A 22,253-nucleotide genomic window follows, 5' to 3' on the forward strand; every position below is an offset into this window, starting at 1 on the left:
ATTCACCTATTATAAAATCCAAATAATAATAATAGCTTCTTTAATAAATTATCTGAATTTTTTTGTTCATGTAATGTTGAAATATTATCAATCTTCTCAGCAATTAACATTAATTCATTAGCTATATGTGAAGAAGGTTTAAAACTTGAAATTGGTATTTGTGATTTTACGCTATCATGAACAAGATGATCAAAATTAATATAAAAAACATTTCTAATATCTTTATATAGGTATTCTTTTATAGTTTTTCTTAATACTTTTTCCGCAGTATCAGCTTCTGATTTTTTTCTAATCATATTTATTACAACATCAACTATACCATCAACCTCTAGAATTGATAAAGCTTTTACAACAGTATATGCATTTACTATGGCTGTAGGTTCAGGTGTTGTTACTAATAAAATATTATCTGCTGCAATATAAAATGGTTTTAAATTTTCATTATACCCTGCACTTACATCTATAATAACATAATCGTGTTCTTTAGTTATATTAAAGAAATCTTCTATAGCTTTTCTTGTAAAATTTTTTTGGAACGATATCCAATCTTTAATATCCATTCCAGTACTTAATAATTTAATGCCATATGGTGTCTTTATTACACATTCTTCAAGAGTTAATTTTTTATCAAAGTAATCTTTTATACTAACGGACGGTGTAACTCCTAGCAAAATAGAAGCATTAGCAAATCCTGCATCTGTATCAAAAATCAAAACTCTTTTATTCATCTTTGCTAAATTTACAGCTAAATTGACTGAGACTATTGATTTACCAACACCACCTTTTCCTCCTGTAACTAATACTATTTTTGTTCTATTTTTAGAAAATGTTTTTCTTAAATTTTCAGCTTGATCTTTTATTATACTCATAATGTCAACTCCCCATAAAAGAGGTTAAATAATTTTTGTACATTTGGAATTTCTATATCATTTGGAACATTCTGACCTGTAGTTATGTAACTAATAGGCAAATTTGTTTCTTTTATTAAAGAAGGTATTTGACCATAAGCAGAGGTTTCATCCAATTTTGTTACAATTAAATGCGTTGGATTGCATATCGAAAATTTTTTATATACATCTATCATATCTTTTAATCTCATATTTGCAGAGATTACTAAAAAAATAAAATTTGGTTTTATAGTATCAATATACATTTTTAATTCTCCTATTTGAATATCATCCTTATGACTCCTACCAGCTGTATCAATTAACAATAAATCATAACCTTTCAAAGAATCAACTGTAGTTTTTAATTCTGTTGGAGTATAACAAACAGAAGCAGGAATATCCATTATTTCAGCATAAGTTTTTAACTGTTCAGTTGCTGCTATTCTATATAAATCTATTGTAGCTATAGCAACATTTTTATTACTATTTAACTTATTTAAAGCTGCAATTTTGGCTAATGTAGTAGTTTTACCAACACCAGTTGGTCCAATAAGCATTATAGTTCCATGCATGTTAGGAACACTTATATTGAAATTATTTTTAAATATATTTAATAAAAGATTTTTAAAATTCTCGTTATTTTTCCAATTTTCTTTAGTCAAATCATTAGGCATATTATTTATAATATCTTCAATAATTCTATCTGATAAATCTTGCTTTTTTAAAGATTCTACTAAATCCGAAATCAATGGATTTACTCCATTTAGAATCACTCTTTTAGAAAGCTTTTCTATTAAATTTTTTATTTCTAATAATTCATTTTGAGAATCCTTTAGGGGAATATTTTTATTAGAATTTAGAGTGTTATTTTTAGAAATATTTAAATTTCTATTTTGATTAATATTTCTATTATATGTTACCTTTTTATAATTTAAATTTTGAAATTCATCATGTTCTTTCTCATAAAATTTTTCCGCACTTTTATCCATTAATTTTGAAATTTCTCTTTGTTCTTCAATTAATTTCAATATATCATTTTTTGAAGATAATTCTAATTTCTCTTCACCAGGGGCATATATATCTTCTAATGATTCTTTCTTTTTTATTCTATTTATTCTTTCATCTAATCTTTTGTTTCTATCAACAATTTCTTTAATTTCATTTATTTTACTCTGAGAGTTGTTAGAAAATCCAGGACCTGAAGGCTTTTTAATATTTTTTACAACTTCTTGAGGGTCGTTATCTAAAACAGCAGTAACCTCAATATATTTTTTCCCACCTATCCCTAAAAATCCACCTTTATTAATTCTTTTTGTATCCAAAATATAGGCATTCTCACCCAATTCATTTCTTATTTTTTCCATAGCCTCAGGTATTGTAGAAACAATATATTTTTTTACCTTCATAAGCTCACCCCTACATACTTATATTTCCATCTGCGGAAATAGGAATTTCTTGAATAATTTCATTATAAGAAATAACATTAATATTAGGAATATTCGACATTAACCATCTTGAAAAATAAAATCTCAAAGGCGACGAACATAAAATTACTGGATTATAACCTTTCATCATTTGAGATTCTAACATCTGACTGATATTTTCTAAAAGTTTTTGTGATATTTGTGGCGAAAGTGATAATGTGTAGTTACCTCCATATTCGATTGCATAATTATTTAATGTATTTTCAGTATTTTTATCTAAAATAAGTAAATGCAATACTCCATCATCAGATTTCATAGATTCACATATTTGTCTCGAAAGAGCACTTCTTACACCTTCAACTAATGAAATTAAATCCTTTATTTCATTATTCCCAAGTTCCATTAGTTTTTCAAATATAATTGGAAGATTTCTTATAGAAACTCTTTCATATAACAATTCTTTTAAGACATTTCTAATTTCAAATGTTTTGAATATCATAGGAGTTAATTCTTCCACTAAAGAAGGTTCTTTTATTCTTAATCCTTCAATAAGCATTTCTGTTTCTTTAATACCAAGAATTTCATGAGCATATTTCTTAATAATTTCAGATAAATGTGTTGCAAATACACTCGGTGAATCAACTACAGTATATCCAATATTAACAGCTTCTTCTTTTTGAGATTCATCAATCCAATAAGAGTCTAAATTAAAAGATGGTTCTTTAGTTTGTATTCCTGGTATTTCTTCTGTAACCATACCAGAATTAATAGCTAATAATTTTTCAGGAAATAATTCAAAACGACCAACTTCAACACCTTTTAATTTTATTATATATTCATTAGCACTTAATAATACACTGTCTCGAACTCTAATTGGACTAATAACAATACCTAACTCATAGGCTATCTGTTTTCTAACCATAGTAATTCTTTCTAGTAAATCACCACCCTGACTTGGATCAGCCAAAGGTATAAGACCATACCCAATATCTATCTCTAATACATCACTTTGTATTATTTCTGAAACTTCTTCTGCGGAAGTTAATGGAGGACCAGACGGTTTTTGTGAAGAACCTGATATTTCCCCGGTTGTTGAACTTTCCCCTGTTTCAAATCCTTCTGATGGACCTCCAGCAGTTGCAACCTTTGAAATATATCCTCTTGTTGATAAATAAGCTAATGAGATCATTCCTCCACCTAGCATTAATGCCGGAATAAATGGTAATGGTGTAACCAGCCCTAAAGTTAAAATTACTCCACCTGTCATATATAAAACTCTCTTTTCGGAAGTTAATTCTTTCATTAAATCCTTACCTAAATTTTCTTTCGAAGCAGCTCTTGAAACTACAACACCTGTTGCTGTTGAAATTAATAAAGCAGGAATTTGAGCAGCTAATCCATCCCCTACAGTAAAAAGCGTATATAGTTGAGCAGCCTCACCAATACTTAATCCTTGTTGTAAAACCCCTATAATCAAACCACCTAAAATATTTATGATAGTAATTATTATACCTGCTATTGCATCACCTCGAACAAATTTGGAGGCACCATCCATTGACCCATAAAAATCCGCTTCACGTCGTATATCTTCACGTTTTTTTCTTGCCTCTTCTTCTGTTATTATTCCTGCACTTAAATCTGCATCGATACTCATTTGTTTTCCAGGCATAGCATCAAGCGTAAACCTTGCTGCAACTTCGGCAATTCTTTCAGCTCCACGAGTAATTACAACAAATTGAATAATCACTAAAATTAAAAATATAACGATACCAACTACATAATTACCACCAACTACAAAATCTCCAAATGCCCTAATAACTTTTCCTTGAAAATTCTTACCTTGTAATAAAATCAATCTCGTTGAAGAAACATTCAATGACAGCCTAAATAATGTTGTAACCAATAAAAGTGTAGGAAAAGCAGAAATTTCAAGAGCATTTTTTATATACATTGTTACTAATAACAATACAATGGCAACAGAAATATTCGCCATTTGTAAAAAATCTAATAAAAATGGTGGAATAGGTATTACCATTAATATAACAACACTTACTATTAATAGAGGAACAATAATATCTAATTGTCTAAAGAATCTATTTAATGTTTCTCCCATTAAATCACCTCGTGGATTTTAAGACAGTAGCTATTATTTTTGCAACAATTTCATACATATCCTCAGGTATTTCTTCATTTATATCAACTTTTTCATATAATCGCCTTGCAACTGGAGGATTCCTAAGTATAGGAACGTAATTTTCTCTTGCTATTTCTTTAATTCTAAAAGCAATTTTATCATATCCCTTAGCTACCACAATAGGAACTTCCATTTCATCTTCTTCATATTTTATAGCTACTGCGTAATGGGTAGGATTAGTAACAACTACAGTAGCCTTAGGTACCTCTTTCATCATATTTTGATTAATAATTTGCCTTAATCTCCTCATTCTAGCACTTTTTATTTGTGGGTCGCCTTCTATGTCTTTCATTTCTTGTTTGACTTCTTGTTTTGTCATTCTTAAGTTCTTTTTATATTCTCTTTTTTGATACCAAAAATCAAATAATCCTAACAATAACATTAAAATTCCTAATTTAAAAAATATTTCTATTATAATATAATATAAAAATGAAAGTACTTCTGACGGACTAGAATAGGGTAACGAAATTATACCTTGCCACTTAGATTTAACTATGCTATAACTAACATAAGCTACTAAAAAAAGTTTTATTAATGATTTCAAAAGCTCAAAAAGAGTTCTCATAGAAAATATCCTTTGGAACCCTTTTATAGGGTTTAATTTTCCAATATCAAATTTCATAGCTTTTGGAGAAAACAAAAATTTTGTTTGGAGCATTCCTAATATAATAGTAATTAATCCAGAGGCAAGCAAAAAAATAATTATTTTTATGAAAATATTTTTCTGTTGCAATATTAAAGTTATCAATACATTTTCATCCAAAATATTAATATCTAATTCCAAATATTTCATAAAAGCATTTTTTAAATCTATAAAAAGAAATTTTGAAAGAACAAAAAAAACAGCTGATACTCCTAAAAAAGAAAATGATGTAAGTAACTCCTTAGAAAAAGGAACATTTCCTTCATCTCTAGCTTGTTGAAGGCGTCTTGGTGTTGGATCTTCAGTTTTACTAGGATCAGCAAAAAGCTGTAAGTCTATTTCAAAATTAAAGTTAACAAAGAATTTATCCATTTTATTATCTCCAATAAATTAACATTAAATATTTCTACCCAAACTCCTATAATACTTAAGAGAATTAAAATCCCCACTAAAATGTTCAATGGTATTCCAACTATAAACACATTGATTTGTGGAATCATTCTTGAAACAATTCCTAAACTAATGTTTACAGACAACATAAATGCACTCATAGGAATTGCTAATTGTGCTCCTATTTCAAAAACTTTTCCAAACATTGAAACTATTTCAGGAAAAAACTTCATATTAAAAGAAAAAATAATAGGTATAGTTTGAAATGAATTAATTATGATTTGAAATAATAGAATATGCATTTTAAATGATAAAAAAGCAAATATTCCAATCAAAAAAGACAATTGACCTATAACTGGTGATTCTTCACCACTTATGGGATCAAATATTCCAGCCATTGCAAATCCCATCTGAAATGCAAAAAATTGACCTGCAAACTGGATAGCTGCTATTGGTATATATGAGATTAATCCAATTAATATCCCTAAAAGAAAATTTAATAACAATATTGTTATTAAATAAAATATAGGTAAATCTGGTATATTAAGATTTACCAAAGGTAATGTAATCCATGAAATAAATAGTGAGAAGAATATTTTTAAAGTTGTAGGAATTGTTCTTGAACCTATAACGGGTGCTGAAACGGTTAGTCCAGCTATTCTAAAAAATATCACTGCCCAAACCCAAAATTTTGTTTCTAAAAACATCACAACATCCATATCAAATCATTCCAAAATAAGTTGTTAATATCATATAGGTGAAATCTATAAGTTTTTGTGCAATCCACCCAAATAATAATCCTACAGTTAAAAAAGTAATAATGATTTTAGGAGCAAAAGTTAATGTTTGCTCATTTATTGAAGTAATGGTTTGAAAAACACTTATAATTAAACCCACGGTCAAACTCACCAGCAACACTGGTGAAATTATTGATAAAAACACAGTTATTCCATCTCTAAAAACATCAATAAAAGCTTCTAATGTCAATTTTATAGACCTCCTGAAACTTGAAAACTTCTTATCAATCCACCTATTAATAGATCCCAACCATTAACCAATATAAATAACAATAATTTAAATGGCATAGAAATCATTATTGGTGGAATCATCATCATACCCATAGATAGAAGAATACTAGCTACAACCATATCAACTATGATAAATGGAATATATATTAAAACACCCATTTTAAATGAAATCTCTAATTCACTCAAAGCAAAAGCCGGTATTAAAATTTCTGGCGATACTTCATTTATATTTTTTATTTCTTTATGAACACTAGATGCAAGCATAAATACATTATCCTGATTTTTATGTGCAACTATTTCACTTATCATAAAGTTTTTTATAGGAAGCCATGTTTTCTCAAACATCTCAGTGTAACCAATCTTTTCTTCTGAATAAGGAATAATAGCTTCTTCATATATTTTAGTAAAAATTGGAGACATTATTAAAAAAGTTAATATTAAAGCTATACCAATTAATACCTGATTAGGAGGAGCTTGACGGCTTCCCATAGCCGTTCTCAAAAAAGACAAAACTATAATTATTCTCATAAAAGAAGTAAACATCATTATAAAAGACGGAGCTAATGTTAAAACTGAAAGTAATAATAATATTTCTAAAGTAGGAATTAATGTATTTGGACCAGGTGTAGCTCCTCCAATATTAATAGAAATTTCTGGTATTGGAAGCGGTTCTTGAGCCGATCCAACAAAAAAAATTAATAAGAAGAAAATAATTAAAAATAATTTTTTATTAAACGTCATCTTCATTTGTTTTTTTCTCCCTTTTCAAAACTCCTATAAATGTATCAAAAAATTCTTTTTTACCTTTTAAAAGTTCAGATAATTTTTCATAATCTAATTTATCTAAGTAAGAAATAGAAGAATTATTACTTAAAACCAAATAATAATCATCCAAAACTTTTATAATATTCAATGTTAAATTTCTATCAATATAAAATTTCTTAACTATTCTTACAGAAGGAGTGTTGAATATACCTTTGTTAATTAATTTCTTTTGTATAAATAATAATAATATAATAAATAAAAAAAAGAAAAATATTAGAAAAAATGCCCATAAAGTCCAATTTGTTAAAAAAGTTGTCTGAGTCGATGAAAAAGTAAGGGGCGTAAAATCACCCCCTTACAACTTTCTGAATAGCTTCGATTACTCTATTTGCTTGAAAAGGTTTTACAATAAAATCTTTTGCTCCAGCCTGAATAGCCTCAATAACCATAGCTTGTTGCCCCATAGCACTACATACTATAATCTTAGCTGCAGGATCTTGTTTTTTTATTTCTTTTATAGCTTGAATTCCATCCATTACAGGCATAGTAATATCCATTGTAACTACATCAGGTTTAAGTTCATTATATTTATCAATTGCGTCTTGCCCATTTGAAGCTTCACCAATAACTTCCATCCCCGCTTTAGTTATAATATCCTTTAATAACATTCTCATAAAAGCTGCGTCATCAACTATTAAAACTTTTATCGCCATTGAAAGCACCTCCGTATATTATAATTTTATATTTCAATTGATTCAAATAACTTTTCAAGGTTCAAATAAACTATTAATCTCTTATCTATTTTTAAAACACCATTTACTTTCCCGATAAATTTTCCGCTTTTTGAAGGCAATACATCAAGAGATTCTTCATCAAAAGAAATAACATTATTTACTTTATTCACTAAAATCCCAAATTCTTCTTTGTCATGCTTCATTATTATTATACTATCAAAATTATAATTTTCTCCAATTTCTAAATCTAAAATTTTTGTTAAGTCAAATACAGGCACTATTCTTCCTCTTAAATTTACTATTCCTTCTATAAAATCTTTTGAATTAGGTACAGGAGTTATTTCTTCTCTTTCTATAACCATTTCAACATACTCAACATCTATACCAAATTCTTGATTAGTAATTTCAAAAGATAAAATTTCTTTTTGCATTTTTTCACCTCTTTATAATTCATTTAAGTTTGTAATATCAAGAATTAAAGCAATCCTTCCATCACCCAAAATAGCCCCACCGCTAAATTCTTTTACATTGTTTAAATATTTTCCAAGGGGTTTAATAACAATATCATCTTGACCTAATAAATTATCAACTACAACACCATATTTTCTATTTGCAGTTTTAACAATAACAACCTTTTCTGTAATACTATCTTCCATAGGAGGCATATTAAATACTTTTCTTAATCTTATTAAAGGTATAACTTCACCCCTTAATACAAAAACCTCATTTCCTTGAACAATTCTAATATCACCATCTGTAATTTTTTGAGTAGTATCTATATTGGCAATTGGAATAGCATAAACATAATCTTCGATAGTTACCAATAATACTTGAATTATAGAAAGAGTTAACGGCAACCTTATTATTATTTTTGTTCCAACATCTTTTTTGGAAGAAATACTTACATTCCCATTTAAAGATTCAACTACAGTTTTTACTACATCCATTCCAACTCCACGACCTGATAAATCTGTAGCTTCTTTTTTTGTTGAAAATCCGGGTAAGAAGATAAATGAAAAGATTTCTTCATCATTCATTGTTTGGACCATAGAGGCATCTACTAAACCTCTTTCAATAGCTTTGTTAGCTATAACCTCTCTATCAAGTCCTTTACCGTCATCTTCCACACTTATTACAACACCATCTCCCTCATGCCATGCAGATAATTTTATAGTTCCTTTTTTAGGTTTTCCTTTTTTGATTCTATCTTCTACAGATTCAATGCCATGATCAATAGAATTTCTTATTAAATGAATTAAAGGATCTCCTATTTCATCTACTACAGTTCTATCCAATTCAGTATCTTCACCTTCAATAATTAAATTTACTTCTTTTCCTAATTTTTTAGCTGTATCTCTAACTACCCTAGGAAATCTATTAAATACAAAAGCAATTGGAATCATTCTAATTTTCATAACAATATTTTGTAAATCTAAGGTGATTCTACTTAAATTAGCTAAACTTTCATCCACTTCTTTTATTTCATATTTCCTTAATGTTTCAGTTATTCTACTTCTAGATATAACCAATTCTGCCATTAAATTCATTAATTGATCAAGTTTTTCAATATCAACCCTAACAGATTGAAGCTGAATTTTTTTCTTTTCTGATGATACTGATTGAGATAAAGGCTCATTATCTTTTTCATCATTAGATGACGTATCTTTTTCTTCATTTTTTATTTCATGCTTTTCAAAATCAAATTCCTCAAATGAATTTATTGCTACACTCTCAACTTCAGAAATTCCTAAAATACTTTCCCTTAATTCTTCAGCATCAATATTTATTATAACACCTAATTCAATTTCAAGATCAAATTTTTCATCTTCAATATCTTGGGAGGAAGGATTGGTATATACAACTTCCCCACCTAAATCATCAATTTTATGTAAAACCATAAAAGCTCTTGCGGCTTTTAATTGAACATTTTTGTCAAATTTCACTCTTATTAGAAAGAACATAAGATTTTTTTCTTTAGCTGCAAAATATAAGTTTTTTAAAGATTCTCTAGTAATATCATCTAGATGAGATAATATATTTGATGATGAAATATTTTCTGTAGTATTTTTTTCTTCATTTATATTTTGTTCTTTATTAATTATTGTTGAAGACGATTCAGAATTTTTATTATATGTTTCTAAAGTTTTAATTAATTCATCTAGAGATTTAAGATCTCCTTTACCACCATTAGATATATCCGCTATACTTTCTGTTAATGCATCTAATGTTTTAAACAGTAAATCAATTAAATCCGAATCAGCATGTGTCTCTCCTTTTCTTATTTTATCCAAAATACTTTCCATTTTGTGTGATAGCGTTGCTATTTTATCAAATCCCATAGTTCCAGCCATACCTTTAAACGTATGCATTACTCTAAAAATCTCATTCACTTTTTCAAGATTTTCTGGATTATTTTCTAATTCTAATAATTCTTCATTTAATGTTTGTAAGTTTTCATTAGCTTCTTCTATGAAAACATTTAAATAAATATCCATTTCACCCATAAAAAAACCTCCTATAATAACATTTTTAATAATCTTATTAATACATAATAAGCAGCCTTTTCTTTTATAATTCTTCTATTTCCAGAAAATATTTTATTCTCAATAATTATTTTATCATCATCTCTATTATATATACCAAAAAAAACTGTTCCAACCGGAGTACTAAATTCATCTGTATTAGGTCCTGCTATCCCACTTATTGAAACTGCGTAATTAGAATTAAAAATTTCTGAAACTTTCTTTGCCATCATTTCTACCGTCTTTGAATTAATTGTACCATGTTTTTTCAAAAAATATGGGTCAATTTCAATAATTTTTTCTTTTGAAAAAATTGAATAAGATACAACCCCTCCTCTAAAAACATTAGATGCTCCAGAAACATTAGTAATCAAATCTCCAACTAATCCTCCCGTACACGATTCAGCTATAGAAATTGTTTTTTTATTTTGAATTAGGATTTCAATTAATTTCTCTATTGGATTATTTGGAATAATATATTTTTTAAAATTTTTTTCTATATATTTAACAATAGGATCAACTTTTTCCTTATCATCTTTAAATATTATAGAAGGACCAATTGGCAATTCAAGTTTCGTAGAATATTTTATGTCTCTTAATTTTTCTCTAAGCATAGACATTAAATTTGATTCAGTTATATTATAAAATTGAATCTTTTTTATATATTTTCTTTTTGTATTAAATTTAAATAAAATACGTTTAATATAATTTGAAAAAATTGAAAGAGCTTCAATTGGTGGCCCTGGTAATAAAAAATAATGTTTTTCATTTCTTATAATATATATTCCAGGTGCACTACCTACTTCATTCTTTAATATCATAGAATTTCTAAAAGTATAGGCTTGCTTTTTAATTAATTCATTAGAGCTTTTTTCATATTTTTTATATTTATCCAATATCTCCTTATAAATATTTTCATTATATATCAAATTCTCCTTTAAAAAATCAGACATCGCTTCTTTTGTTAAATCATCTCTTGTTGATCCTAATCCTCCAGTAATAAATATAATATCATTTTCTCTCGAAAGGAAATCTAAAAATAATATAATATCTTCTTTTTTATCACCAACATTTACATGTGAAGATACCTTAAATCCCATATCATATAACTCTTGAGATATTTTTTTCGCTGTAATATTTAATATTTCTCCCTCTATTATTTCTTCACCAGTACTTAAAATAGCAACTTTAATGGATATCACTCCTAATTATATATTTTATCATATTTACTTAGAAATTAAAACTACAATACTTTTAGATTTTACTGTATAATATTCTGAAACCTTTATAGGAAAATCTAAAAAATCATTCGGTGTTTTAAAATGGGTATCAATAACTCTATACCAATTTTTATTCCTTAACCTTGGAAGTTCAAAATCCAATTTATCCTCATAAAAATTAAGAGCAATATAAATATCATCATCTGGAAGTACATTTTGATTAACAAAATCCAAACCACTTATCATAAATGCTAATGATTTAGAATTATAAGAAAAATCTGGTTGATTCAATTTTACTCCATGCCATGTTATATCCGGGATACCATCACCAGAATAATCTTTTCCTGTAAAAAAATGCTCTCTTCTAAGAGTATGATGTTTTTTTCTAAAATATATTAGTTTTTTTACAAACCTCAGAATATCGGAAAATTTTTCTTGTCTATCCCAATCAACCCAATTTTTTACTGTGTCCTGGCAATAAGCATTATTATTACCATATTGTGTTCTACAAAATTCATCTCCCATATAAATCATAGGGGTACCTTGGGATATCATAAGGATTGTAAAAAAATTTTTTATTTGTCTTTTTCTACTTTCTAAAATTTTTTCATCATCGACTTCTCCTTCAACTCCATAATTAAAACTATAATTATCATTGGATCCATCTTTATTATCTTCACCATTCTCTTCATTATGCTTTTCATTGTATGAAACCAAATCCCACATAGTAAAACCATCATGAGATGTTATAAAATTAACACTTGCTAAAGGTGATTTATTACCATATAAATCTTCGCTTCCGGAAATTCTACATGCAACTTCACCTACTAATCCTTCTTCTCCTTTTACAAAACGTCTAATGGAATCTCTAAATTTCCCATTCCATTCAGCCCAACCTTTCGGAAATGCCCCTAAAAAATATCCCCCTGCTGCATCCCAACCTTCAGCAATTAGTTTGGAACCAAAAATAATTGGATCTTCAGCTATATCTTTTAATAATGACAAATCTCCAACCCAATTTCCTTTATCATCACGCCCAAGTATAGAGGCTAAATCAAATCTAAAACCATCAACATGCATTTCTGTTACCCAATATCTTAAACTATCTATAATTAAATTTTTTACTACAGTATGATTGCAATTAACTGTATTACCACATCCTGAATAGTTTTCATAATATCTTTTATTTTTATTTAATATATAATAAATACTATTATCTATACCTCTAAACGATAATGTTGGCCCTAATTCATTACCTTCCCCAGTGTGATTATATACCACATCCAAAATTACTTCAAATCCTTCTTTATGAAGAGTTTTTACGAAATCCTTGAATAAAAAGACTTGTTCTCCAATTTTTAAACCATTTGAATAATTTCCCGTCACAGCAAAAAAACCTAAAGGATTATATCCCCATACATCTTTTAATCTTTCTCCGGTAATAGGATTATTTTTTACTATCGAATTTGGATTAAATTCAAAGATCGGCATTAATTCTATTGCGTTTATTCCCAATTCTTTTAAATATTGAAGTTTTTCTATTATTCCCTCGAAAGTTCCTTTAAATTTTACATTAGAATTTGGATTCATGGTAAACAATCTAATATTCATCTCATATATAATTAAATCTTTAAAAGGTATTCTGGGATGTCTATCATTTTCCCAATCGTATGCAGAATCATCTATTACTATAGATTTTGCAGGACTTTTTGAGGAGTTAATTGTAGAAAAAGATAAATCTAATAGATGAGAAGTTCTATCATAACCATATACACTATCCTCATCCCAATTATAGGAGCCAGAAATTGCCTTTGCGTAGGGATCAGATAATAGTTTATATTTATTAAATCTATAACCATTCAAAGGATCATAAAGTCCATCTACCCTCCATCCATAAAACTGACCATGTTTAACATTTTTTATATATATATGCCATACATCACCAGTTTTGTTTTTTGCTGAATCTAATTCAAAAATATGAGAAGGTTCTTCATCATAAAAATTTTGATATAATTCTAAAATAACTTTTTTACCATTTCTAGTAAAAAGTGCAAAATTAGTACCCCCTGCATCCACAGTAGTTCCTAATTTTGGATACCCTCTTTCCGTTTTTAATTTTATTTCTTTTCCAGGATTGTTATAATAAAAATCGTATTTCACATATATCCTCTCTTATTCCTTATTTTCCAAAGCTTTTTTTAAAGCTTTTTTTACCTCTATATCTTCTTGTTTTAATTCTTTAATCAAATCTTCTATTGTCCAACGAACATTAGTCTTTGTAGTTGCTGCAAAAATAATTCTTGGTAGACCTTCGATATTTTTAATAGCTTTCATTATTTTATTTATTTCTTCACTGTTAAATCCATTTAATATTATAACTGGTGTATCCTTTACTTCATCAAACATTTCTTTCCCTCCTATTATTCTAAATTGATATGTATATAGATATTATATCACACTAATTTGAAAGAAAAAAAAATAATTAAAAATTTTTGTTCTTGACATCATATGAAAAAAATGATATAATAAATTTGTAATTATTACAAAAATAAAAACTTTTTAGTAGGAGGGATATATATGAAAAAATACGTATGTACAGTTTGTGGTTATATTTATGATCCTGAAGAAGGAGATCCTACAGCAGGAATACCTGCAGGAACATCTTTTGATGATTTACCTGAAGATTGGGTATGCCCAATGTGTGGTGTAGGAAAAGATATGTTTGAAGTTCAAGAATAATAACCCTGCATGGCAGGGTTATTTTATTGCTTTTTTTAAATATTGTCCAGTATATGTGTTAGCTTTAATAATATCTTCTACACTTCCCTTAGCTATAACATAACCACCACTTTCTCCACCATCTGGCCCTAAATCAATTATATAATCAGCATTTTTTATTACATCTAAGTTATGTTCTATTATAATTACTGTATTGCCTTTCTCCACTAATTTATGTAATACTTCTATTAAGTTTTTCACATCCTCAAAATGCAATCCTGTTGTAGGTTCATCAAGAAAATATATTGTTTTTCCTGTTGATCTTTTCCTTAATTCTGAAGTTAATTTAATCCTTTGAGCTTCTCCACCAGATAATGTTGTTGCTGGTTGCCCTAACTTAATATACCCCACACCAACATCATTTAATAACTGTAGTATATTTTTTATCCTTGGAATATTTTCAAAGAAATTCAAAGCTTGTTCTACCGACATATCCAAAATATCAGCAATAGATTTTCCTTTATATTTGACACTCAATGTTTCTTTATTATAACGTTTTCCTTTACAAACATCGCATGTTACATATACATCTGGCAAAAACTGCATTTCAATCTTTAAATATCCATTCCCATTACAAGCTTCACAACGACCCCCTTTTACGTTAAAACTAAATCTTCCTTTTTTAAAACCTTTCATTCTTGCTTCTTTAGTTGCTGCAAATAAATCTCTTATTAAATCAAAAACTCCTGTGTAAGTTGCTGGATTACTACGAGGAGTTCTACCTATTGGTGATTGATCAATCGCAATAACATTATCTATATGTTCTAAACCTTCTATTTTTTTATAATAACCAGGTTTTACTTTTGCTCCTCTTAATTCTTTAATTAGAGCAGGGTACAAAGTATCCATAATTAAAGATGATTTTCCTGATCCAGAAACCCCAGTTATAGCTATGAATTTTCCTAAAGGAATTTCAACATCAATATTTTTTAAATTATTATGCGAAGCTCCATATAATGTTAAATATTTATTTTTTTCAACTCTTTTGGTTTTATATTTTATTATTTCAATCTTTTTTTGACCAGTTATATATTGACCAGTTAGAGAATTTTTGGGATTTTTTAATAAATTCTTGACCCAACCATTATATATAACCTCCCCACCATTTATTCCAGCACCTGGTCCCAAATCAACAATATAATCTGAAGATTTTATTACTTCTTCATCATGTTCAACAATCAACACAGTATTTCCAAGGTCTTTCAATTTTTTCAATGTTTTTATCAATCTATCATTATCTCTTGGATGCAAACCAATAGTAGGTTCGTCAAGAACATAAGTCACTCCAGTTAATCCAGATCCTATTTGAGTCGCCAATCTCACTCTCTGAGATTCTCCACCAGATAACGTATTTGCTGTTCTTGACAAAGAAATATATCCCAATCCAACGTCTTCAAGGAACCCTAATCTTTTTCTAATTTCATTTAATAATTCTCCAACAATTTTATGTTCAAATTCGCTTAATTTTATATTTTCAAAAAATAGTTTTGAATTCTTTATAGGCATATCTGAAATTTCTTGAATATTCATATCATTTATTTTTACACTCAAAGGTTCTTTTTTTAATCTTTTACCTCCACATGTTTGGCAGGTTTTCATCGACATAAATTCATTTTGATAATATGTTCTCATATCTTCAGAATCAGTTGATTTATATCTTCTTTCAAACATATTATATAATCCTTCAAATTGCTTATTGAAAGTATAAACCCCATTAGGAGTTATATATTCAAATGTTATTTTTTCTTTTGTACCATATAATAATGCATTTTGTGTTTTCTGGTTCAATTCCTTTATTTTTTTATTTGGATCATCATTATAATGCAAAATAACACGCTCTAACGTTTTTATTAAATAACTATCTTTTCCAGATTTTGTAGCCCCAGTATATATAGTTTTATCTGGATCTAAAATATATGTTGGTTCAAACTCAAATTTAAATCCAAGACCATGGCAATCTGGACATGCTCCATATGGACTATTAAAAGAAAATAACTTTGGTGTTATTTCAGGAAAACTAAATCCACAATTTGGACAAACTAACTTTTCACTATATGTTTTTGATTTTATAACTTTCTCATTAATATCTAATTCTCTTATCTCAACAAAACCATCAGATTCATTTAAAGATAATTCAATAGCTTCATATAATCTTTCAAAATTTTCTTTTTTTAATTTAAGTCTATCAATTAAAAGATTTATAGTATGTCTATAACTTTTTTTTAAAAAAGTTATATCTTCTAAATCAAATATTTCACCATCAACTTCAACTCTTTTATAACCGTTTTTTTTCATTTGTTCAATTTCTTTTTTAAATTCTCCTTTTTTTTCTTTAACTATAGGTGCAAAAACATATATTCTAGAATTATTATCAAATTCTTTATATATTTTATCAATTATTTCATCTATTGATGATTTTTCAACAGGAATATCACATACAGGGCAAAAAGGTTTTCCTATTCTTGAAAATAAAACTCTCATATAATCATAGATTTCTGTAACAGTACCGACTGTTGATCTAGGATTATGAGATACAGATTTTTGCTCAATTGCTATAGCAGGGGATAATCCTTCTATATATTCTACATCTGGTTTTTTTAATTCACCTAAAAACATTCTTGCATATGATGATACAGATTCAAGGTAACGCCTTTGACCTTCTGCGTATATAGTATCCATAGCAAGCGTTGATTTCCCGGAACCTGACAAACCAGAAATAACAACCAATTTATTTTTAGGAATTTTCACATCTATATTTTTTAAATTATGTTCTCTTGCGCCTTTTACATAAATATAATCCATTCTAACACCTCTATTTTTATCCAAATTTCTACTTAAATATTATAACATAAACTATAAGGTGCTTTAGATAATTTTTAATAAAATTAATTTTATCTCAATATTTTATTTTGAATATCCTATTTTATACTATATTTCGTGTATATTCTATAAAATACGGGGAAATCTATTAAAAAATGGATGATTATTACACTTAACAAACCCCACTCATTATTTATAATTGAAAAAAACAACCCAAAAGCAAATCTTACTGGAAATATTAATAAAAAGTATTTTTTACTTTCTATTCCATTAATATAATTGAAAATATGGATTAACGCAAACAAAAATGAAGAAACTAAGTATATAGTTATTTTGTTTTTAGATATTTGAAATAAAAATTTGTTTAATACTCCTCTAAAAAAAATCTCTTCATTTATTGCAGCAGATAATGGTATCAAAATTAATCTTTTTTTATTTAGGTATATTTTAAAAGAAGGAAGTTTTACTATTTTTTCAGGCAACATTAAAATTATTACTCCATATGCTATAAATATTAAATAAAGATGATATGGAATACCTTTATATAATTCCAATTTAAAAATTGGAATTAATAATGAAAATAAAAGAATTTTTAGAATAAGACCCTTTTCAAAAGGCATTTCTTTCTCAATAATGAATATTATTGAGAGATATATAAATATTAATAAAGGCAAAATAATGTAAATCATTTTAATCCTTTTAATTCTTTTAATTTTTCTATAAAAGCTTTAAAAATCGGATGCGGTTTACCTACTTTACTCTTTAATTCTGGATGATATTGAACACCAATAAAAAAAGGATGCTTTTTAATTTCAATTGCTTCAACAAAATCCGATTTTGCAGAAATTATTAACTTGTTATCTGTATTTTCATCATCAGGATAAGCAAATAATTCACTGAATTTTTCTAAATTTACTTCATATCTATGTCTATGCCTTTCAAAAACTATTTCTGTTTTATATATATTATATAAATTAGAATTTTTCAATATTTTTGTTTCTTGAGCACCTAACCGCATTGTTCCTCCTAAATTTAATATCTCTTTTTGTTCTTCCATCATATCTATTACTGGATAAGGTGTATTTGGATCAAATTCTGAAGAATTTGCATTCTTTAAATTTCCTACATGTCTTGCAAATTCTATAACCATTATCTGCATTCCTAAACATATTCCAAAAATAGGTATTTTATTTTCTCTGGCTATTTTAACAGATTTAATTTTACCTTCAATACCTCTTTTTCCAAAACCTCCTGGAATAATTATTCCATCATATTTTGAAAGAAGTTCTTTTGATTCTTCTTCTGTTAATTCCTCAATTTGTTGAGAATCTATTAAATCTGGTTTCTCAGCTCCACTTAAAAATATACTTTCTATTATACTTTTATAAGCATCATCAGTTCCAAGATATTTCCCTATCATTGCAATTTTCAATGGTTGGAAAACCTTTGGATATTCCCAATTCAATTTATTTTGAATTTCGAGGTTTAAATTTTCTGCTATTATTTTTTGAACGCCTATATTATATAATTTTTCTGGAACTTCATATACATTATCAGCGTCAGGTAAATTAATGACAAACTTTCTATTTACACCTGCAAACAAAGCTATTTTATCTAAACTATTTGCATCAATAGCTTTTTCTGTTCTAATAATTAACATATTTGGATGAATTCCAATTTTCCTAAGTAGTTGTACTGATTGTTGTGTTGGTTTTGTTTTAAATTCATTTGTAACACTTAAATAAGGAACAAAAGTTACATGTATAAAAAAGAAATTTTTTACGCCTTCTTCTAAAGACAACTCTCTTACTGCTTCAAGAAATATTTCTCCTTCAATATCTCCAACTGTTCCACCTATTTCTATCATTAATAAATCTGTATCTATACTTTTTATTCTATTTTTTATTTCATCAGTCACATGCGGAACCATTTGAACTGTTGCACCAAGATATTTCCCTTCTCTTTCTTTTTCAATAATACTTTTAAAGATTTGTCCTGCTGTTATATTATTAAACCTTCTCATATCCATTCCTAAAAATCTTTCATAATGTCCCAAATCCAAATCTGCCTCATAACCATCATCTGTTACAAAAACTTCTCCATGCTGATTTGGATTCATAGTACCAGCGTCTACATTTAAATATGGATCTATTTTTAAAGAATTTACTTTAATTCCAGAATCTTTTAGCACCCTTCCTATAGAAGCTGAAACTATTCCTTTACCGATACCACTTAATACACCACCAGTAACAACAATATATTTTTTGGCCATACATTTCCCTCCTTGAAAGTATAAAATAATATCTTCAAATAATAAAATAAGGGAAGCGAAAGCTTCCCTTATTAAGGTCATTAATCTTCTTCTATATTCAATTTTTCAGCTAAAGAATTTACTACATCTTCTACAGTTTTTATATTTTCTAATTCCTCATCTTCAATAGTTACTCCAAGCTCTGATTCAAAAGCCATTGTTAAATCAACTAATTCTAATGAATCAGCATCTAAATCATCTGTAAACGATGCATCTAAAGTCACATCTTCTTCATCGACATTTAAAGTCTCTACTATAATTTCCTTTACTTTTTCAAAAAGTTCATCTCTTGTCATATCAATACCTCCCTATTAGATTTCACAAGACAACCATTGCTTTCAATAATAAAATCGCTATTATTATATTAATATTTTAATTCCTTGTCAAGTAAAAGTTTTGTGAATTTTTTGTAAAAATCAAAAAAATTTCCTTATTTTTTCAACCTCATCTTTTGTAATAATATGCTTTTCTAGTAATTCGTTTATTTTTTTTATTCTATTAATAGAATCTAATTTAGATAATTCTGCATATAAGTAACTAAGAAACTCTTCTTTAGAATCAAATTCGTCTGGTTTCATTATTTTAAAACCAAATCCTTTTTCTTGTATCTCATCTGTTTTAATTAAATTATTCTTTTGTGTTTTACTTTCAATTTTATAAGTTCCATCTGTTAAATATAATGTATTCGTCTCCCTTATTAAAGAGATTAATAAAAACCACTCATATAAATTAAAAGTTATTAATCTAAGAAACATTACAAAGTTAGAATCTCTATATTTTAATATTGGTGATTCTATTATATTTTGTTGTATTTCTATATTTTGAAGATAAAATTGATCTTTTATTATTCGATTTATTAAGAGAGTGTATGTAAACCATATTAAAAATAAAAAGAAGAAAAATAACAACGTATCAAAAGTTGATAATGGTGTTTCTAATGTTTGTAATTCTTCTATTGAAGAAATTTTACTATATATATTTTCTATTTGGTTTGAAATTCTCATAAAAATTATATAAAAACCTGCAAATGATACTATATAACTAAATAATATTTTTAATGAATTTCCTTCTTTTATTTTATCAAAAATACTTAAATCAATATTTTTATTTTCAAGTGTATATTTTAATCTCCTAATATGTTCATCTCTATTTTTTAATAAAACATGATATACAAACATTGTAATAGCAAAACTCACAGGCCATAAATACGGTATAATATAAATTATCATACCTATAATTACTATTAATGGATTTAAAAAAATCATTAAATCACTCCAATAAAATTTTTTCTTTTAAAATTTGAGGTACCCAATAATTTTCAACTTCAAATTGTTCTCCAGAAAGCATATTTTTTATCATAACAGTATCTTCTTCAATTTCTTTTTCTCCAATAATTGCTACAAATTGTGCTTTCACTTTATTAGCATGTTTCATTTGATTTCTAATGCTTCTATCTGATATATTTAAAAATACTTTTAAACCTTCATCTTTTAATCTTTTAGAAAGTTTTAATGCTTCAATATCAGCATTTTCGCCAGAATAAGCTATATATACATCTATCTTTTCCGGCGTCTCTATTTCAATATTTTCTTTTTTTAGAGCAAGTATTATTCTTTCTATTCCCATACCAAAACCGATAGCTGGAGTTTCTTTACCTCCAATTTTTTCTATCAAAGAATTATATCTTCCACCACCAATAATTACTGATTGTGCTCCCAAATCCTTATGTTCAACTTCAAAAGCTGTTTTTGTATAATAATCTAATCCTCTAACTATTTTTGGATCAATTTCATAATTAATGCTTAATTCATTTAAATATTCAATTACTTTATTAAAATGTGTTTTACAATCATCACACAAATGATCTAAGATAACAGGAGCATCTTTTGAGTATTGTTTATCTTTTTTACAGTCAATTAGTCTCATAATATTTATATCGTATCTTTTTTGACAATCATCACACATATTTGGAAGCAAAGGCTCATAATATTTTTTTAAAGCTTCCTTATATTTAGGTCTGCATTTTTCGCAACCTATACTATTAATTTTAATTTTATAATTTTTCAATCCTAAAGATTTTAATAATTCATCAGCTAAAATAATAGTTTCTGCATCAGATATTGGTGTATCGGTTCCAAAAATTTCTATTCCGATTTGATGGAATTGTCTTAATCTACCTGCTTGTGGCTTTTCATATCTAAACATAGGACCTATATAATATAATTTTATTGGAGACCCTAAATTAATCATAGAATTTTCAACATAAGCTCTTACAACCGAGGCTGTTCCTTCTGGTCTTAATGTGACAGAACGACCACCTTTGTCTTCAAATGTATACATTTCTTTTTGAACAATATCCGTAGCTTCACCTACACCCCTTTTGAACAGTTCTGTAGGTTCTATTATAGGAGTTCTTATTTCTTTAAATCCAAATTTCAGAAATATCTCACGAGCTTTATTTTCAATAAAATACCAATATTTTGATTCTTCCCCAAATATATCTTGTGTCCCTTTAAATTTCTTGTACTGAGCCATAA

Annotated in this window: 21 protein-coding genes; 1 reads left to right on the top strand and 20 read right to left on the bottom strand. The window is 27.2% G+C overall.

The window, feature by feature from the left end; all coding sequences use genetic code 11:
* Window positions 1–2 precede the first annotated feature (2 nt).
* The 14 genes from ACYQ44_RS06035 to ACYQ44_RS06100 all read right to left on the bottom strand — a co-directional run bounded on the left by ACYQ44_RS06035 (window position 3) and on the right by ACYQ44_RS06100 (window position 14,213).
* Entirely contained in the window at window positions 3–869 is an 867-nt protein-coding gene (locus ACYQ44_RS06035; protein ID WP_459995975.1) for a MinD/ParA family ATP-binding protein, read from the bottom strand.
* Complete coding sequence (gene flhF / locus ACYQ44_RS06040) at window positions 866–2,293, bottom strand: flagellar biosynthesis GTPase FlhF (protein ID WP_459995977.1); 1,428 nt, start codon at window positions 2,291–2,293, stop codon at window positions 866–868. Before flhF ends, ACYQ44_RS06035 begins: the two co-directional genes overlap by 4 nt.
* A 10-nt stretch (window positions 2,294–2,303) precedes the next feature.
* On the bottom strand, window positions 2,304–4,424 hold the full coding sequence (gene flhA, locus ACYQ44_RS06045; protein WP_459995979.1) for a flagellar biosynthesis protein FlhA: 2,121 nt from the start codon (window positions 4,422–4,424) through the stop codon (window positions 2,304–2,306).
* A 4-nt stretch (window positions 4,425–4,428) separates the two neighbouring features.
* Window positions 4,429–5,520 carry a flagellar biosynthesis protein FlhB gene (gene flhB, locus ACYQ44_RS06050; protein ID WP_459995980.1) on the bottom strand — a complete coding sequence of 364 codons (1,092 nt, stop codon included), beginning with the start codon at window positions 5,518–5,520 and terminating at the stop codon, window positions 4,429–4,431.
* Window positions 5,484–6,257, bottom strand: a complete 774-nt coding sequence (gene fliR / locus ACYQ44_RS06055) for a flagellar biosynthetic protein FliR (protein WP_459995982.1) — start codon at window positions 6,255–6,257, stop codon at window positions 5,484–5,486. Before fliR ends, flhB begins: the two co-directional genes overlap by 37 nt.
* Before the next feature lies 1 nt (window position 6,258).
* The gene (fliQ, locus tag ACYQ44_RS06060) at window positions 6,259–6,525 is read right to left on the bottom strand and encodes a flagellar biosynthesis protein FliQ (protein WP_459995983.1); all 267 of its coding nucleotides are present in this window, start codon (window positions 6,523–6,525) and stop codon (window positions 6,259–6,261) included.
* A gap of 2 nt (window positions 6,526–6,527) precedes the next feature.
* A complete protein-coding gene (gene fliP / locus ACYQ44_RS06065) occupies window positions 6,528–7,313 on the bottom strand; it encodes a flagellar type III secretion system pore protein FliP (protein WP_459995985.1) in 786 nt (261 codons plus the stop codon).
* Window positions 7,297–7,479, bottom strand: coding sequence for a hypothetical protein (locus tag ACYQ44_RS06070; protein WP_459995986.1), 183 nt, complete (start codon window positions 7,477–7,479; stop codon window positions 7,297–7,299). Before ACYQ44_RS06070 ends, fliP begins: the two co-directional genes overlap by 17 nt.
* A 199-nt stretch (window positions 7,480–7,678) precedes the next feature.
* Window positions 7,679–8,044 (bottom strand): response regulator, encoded by a 366-nt coding sequence (locus ACYQ44_RS06075; protein WP_459995987.1) that lies wholly within the window; start codon window positions 8,042–8,044, stop codon window positions 7,679–7,681.
* Between the two features lie 26 nt (window positions 8,045–8,070).
* Window positions 8,071–8,496: a chemotaxis protein CheW gene (locus ACYQ44_RS06080; RefSeq protein ID WP_459995989.1), complete on the bottom strand. Its 426-nt coding sequence runs from the start codon at window positions 8,494–8,496 to the stop codon at window positions 8,071–8,073.
* Window positions 8,497–8,508: 12 nt separating this feature from the next.
* Window positions 8,509–10,569 (bottom strand): chemotaxis protein CheW, encoded by a 2,061-nt coding sequence (locus ACYQ44_RS06085; protein ID WP_459995990.1) that lies wholly within the window; start codon window positions 10,567–10,569, stop codon window positions 8,509–8,511.
* Window positions 10,570–10,580: 11 nt separating this feature from the next.
* On the bottom strand, window positions 10,581–11,789 hold the full coding sequence (locus tag ACYQ44_RS06090; protein WP_459995992.1) for a nicotinamide-nucleotide amidohydrolase family protein: 1,209 nt from the start codon (window positions 11,787–11,789) through the stop codon (window positions 10,581–10,583).
* A 24-nt stretch (window positions 11,790–11,813) separates the two neighbouring features.
* Complete coding sequence (gene glgX / locus ACYQ44_RS06095) at window positions 11,814–13,967, bottom strand: glycogen debranching protein GlgX (RefSeq protein ID WP_459995993.1); 2,154 nt, start codon at window positions 13,965–13,967, stop codon at window positions 11,814–11,816.
* 12 nt (window positions 13,968–13,979) lie between these two features.
* Window positions 13,980–14,213, bottom strand: coding sequence for a DUF3783 domain-containing protein (locus tag ACYQ44_RS06100; RefSeq protein WP_459995995.1), 234 nt, complete (start codon window positions 14,211–14,213; stop codon window positions 13,980–13,982).
* A 171-nt stretch (window positions 14,214–14,384) separates the two neighbouring features.
* Here ACYQ44_RS06100 and rd point away from each other — a divergent pair, with 171 nt between their 5' ends.
* Window positions 14,385–14,546, top strand: coding sequence for a rubredoxin (gene rd, locus ACYQ44_RS06105; RefSeq protein WP_072864772.1), 162 nt, complete (start codon window positions 14,385–14,387; stop codon window positions 14,544–14,546).
* 18 nt (window positions 14,547–14,564) lie between these two features.
* Here the strand turns inward: rd and uvrA are convergent, their stop codons facing one another.
* From uvrA to hisS, 6 genes are all read right to left on the bottom strand, one after another.
* Entirely contained in the window at window positions 14,565–17,387 is a 2,823-nt protein-coding gene (uvrA, locus tag ACYQ44_RS06110; RefSeq protein WP_459995997.1) for an excinuclease ABC subunit UvrA, read from the bottom strand.
* Window positions 17,388–17,503: 116 nt separating this feature from the next.
* Entirely contained in the window at window positions 17,504–18,094 is a 591-nt protein-coding gene (locus tag ACYQ44_RS06115) for a CPBP family intramembrane glutamic endopeptidase (protein ID WP_459995999.1), read from the bottom strand.
* Entirely contained in the window at window positions 18,091–19,677 is a 1,587-nt protein-coding gene (gene pyrG, locus ACYQ44_RS06120) for a CTP synthase (protein ID WP_459996000.1), read from the bottom strand. Before pyrG ends, ACYQ44_RS06115 begins: the two co-directional genes overlap by 4 nt.
* 80 nt (window positions 19,678–19,757) lie before the next feature.
* Window positions 19,758–20,012, bottom strand: coding sequence for an acyl carrier protein (acpP, locus tag ACYQ44_RS06125; RefSeq protein WP_459996002.1), 255 nt, complete (start codon window positions 20,010–20,012; stop codon window positions 19,758–19,760).
* Window positions 20,013–20,132: 120 nt separating this feature from the next.
* Window positions 20,133–20,981: a hypothetical protein gene (locus tag ACYQ44_RS06130; protein WP_459996003.1), complete on the bottom strand. Its 849-nt coding sequence runs from the start codon at window positions 20,979–20,981 to the stop codon at window positions 20,133–20,135.
* A gap of 4 nt (window positions 20,982–20,985) precedes the next feature.
* Window positions 20,986–22,251 (bottom strand): histidine--tRNA ligase, encoded by a 1,266-nt coding sequence (gene hisS / locus ACYQ44_RS06135; protein WP_459996005.1) that lies wholly within the window; start codon window positions 22,249–22,251, stop codon window positions 20,986–20,988.
* Window positions 22,252–22,253 lie beyond the last annotated feature (2 nt).

Source organism: Marinitoga arctica, from assembly GCF_054657315.1.

Bases quoted from the DNA above. Each gene is read 5' to 3' on its own strand.
- ACYQ44_RS06035 (WP_459995975.1), bottom strand. From the start codon at position 869: ATGAGTATAATAAAAGATCAAGCTGAAAATTTAAGAAAAACATTTTCT.
- flhF (WP_459995977.1), bottom strand. From the start codon at position 2,293: ATGAAGGTAAAAAAATATATTGTTTCTACAATACCTGAGGCTATGGAA.
- flhA (WP_459995979.1), bottom strand. From the start codon at position 4,424: ATGGGAGAAACATTAAATAGATTCTTTAGACAATTAGATATTATTGTT.
- flhB (WP_459995980.1), bottom strand. From the start codon at position 5,520: ATGGATAAATTCTTTGTTAACTTTAATTTTGAAATAGACTTACAGCTT.
- fliR (WP_459995982.1), bottom strand. From the start codon at position 6,257: ATGGATGTTGTGATGTTTTTAGAAACAAAATTTTGGGTTTGGGCAGTG.
- fliP (WP_459995985.1), bottom strand. From the start codon at position 7,313: ATGAAGATGACGTTTAATAAAAAATTATTTTTAATTATTTTCTTCTTA.
- ACYQ44_RS06075 (WP_459995987.1), bottom strand. From the start codon at position 8,044: ATGGCGATAAAAGTTTTAATAGTTGATGACGCAGCTTTTATGAGAATG.
- ACYQ44_RS06080 (WP_459995989.1), bottom strand. From the start codon at position 8,496: ATGCAAAAAGAAATTTTATCTTTTGAAATTACTAATCAAGAATTTGGT.
- ACYQ44_RS06085 (WP_459995990.1), bottom strand. From the start codon at position 10,569: ATGGGTGAAATGGATATTTATTTAAATGTTTTCATAGAAGAAGCTAAT.
- ACYQ44_RS06100 (WP_459995995.1), bottom strand. From the start codon at position 14,213: ATGTTTGATGAAGTAAAGGATACACCAGTTATAATATTAAATGGATTT.
- rd (WP_072864772.1), top strand. From the start codon at position 14,385: ATGAAAAAATACGTATGTACAGTTTGTGGTTATATTTATGATCCTGAA.
- uvrA (WP_459995997.1), bottom strand. From the start codon at position 17,387: ATGGATTATATTTATGTAAAAGGCGCAAGAGAACATAATTTAAAAAAT.
- ACYQ44_RS06115 (WP_459995999.1), bottom strand. From the start codon at position 18,094: ATGATTTACATTATTTTGCCTTTATTAATATTTATATATCTCTCAATA.
- pyrG (WP_459996000.1), bottom strand. From the start codon at position 19,677: ATGGCCAAAAAATATATTGTTGTTACTGGTGGTGTATTAAGTGGTATC.
- acpP (WP_459996002.1), bottom strand. From the start codon at position 20,012: ATGACAAGAGATGAACTTTTTGAAAAAGTAAAGGAAATTATAGTAGAG.
- ACYQ44_RS06130 (WP_459996003.1), bottom strand. From the start codon at position 20,981: ATGATTTTTTTAAATCCATTAATAGTAATTATAGGTATGATAATTTAT.
- hisS (WP_459996005.1), bottom strand. From the start codon at position 22,251: ATGGCTCAGTACAAGAAATTTAAAGGGACACAAGATATATTTGGGGAA.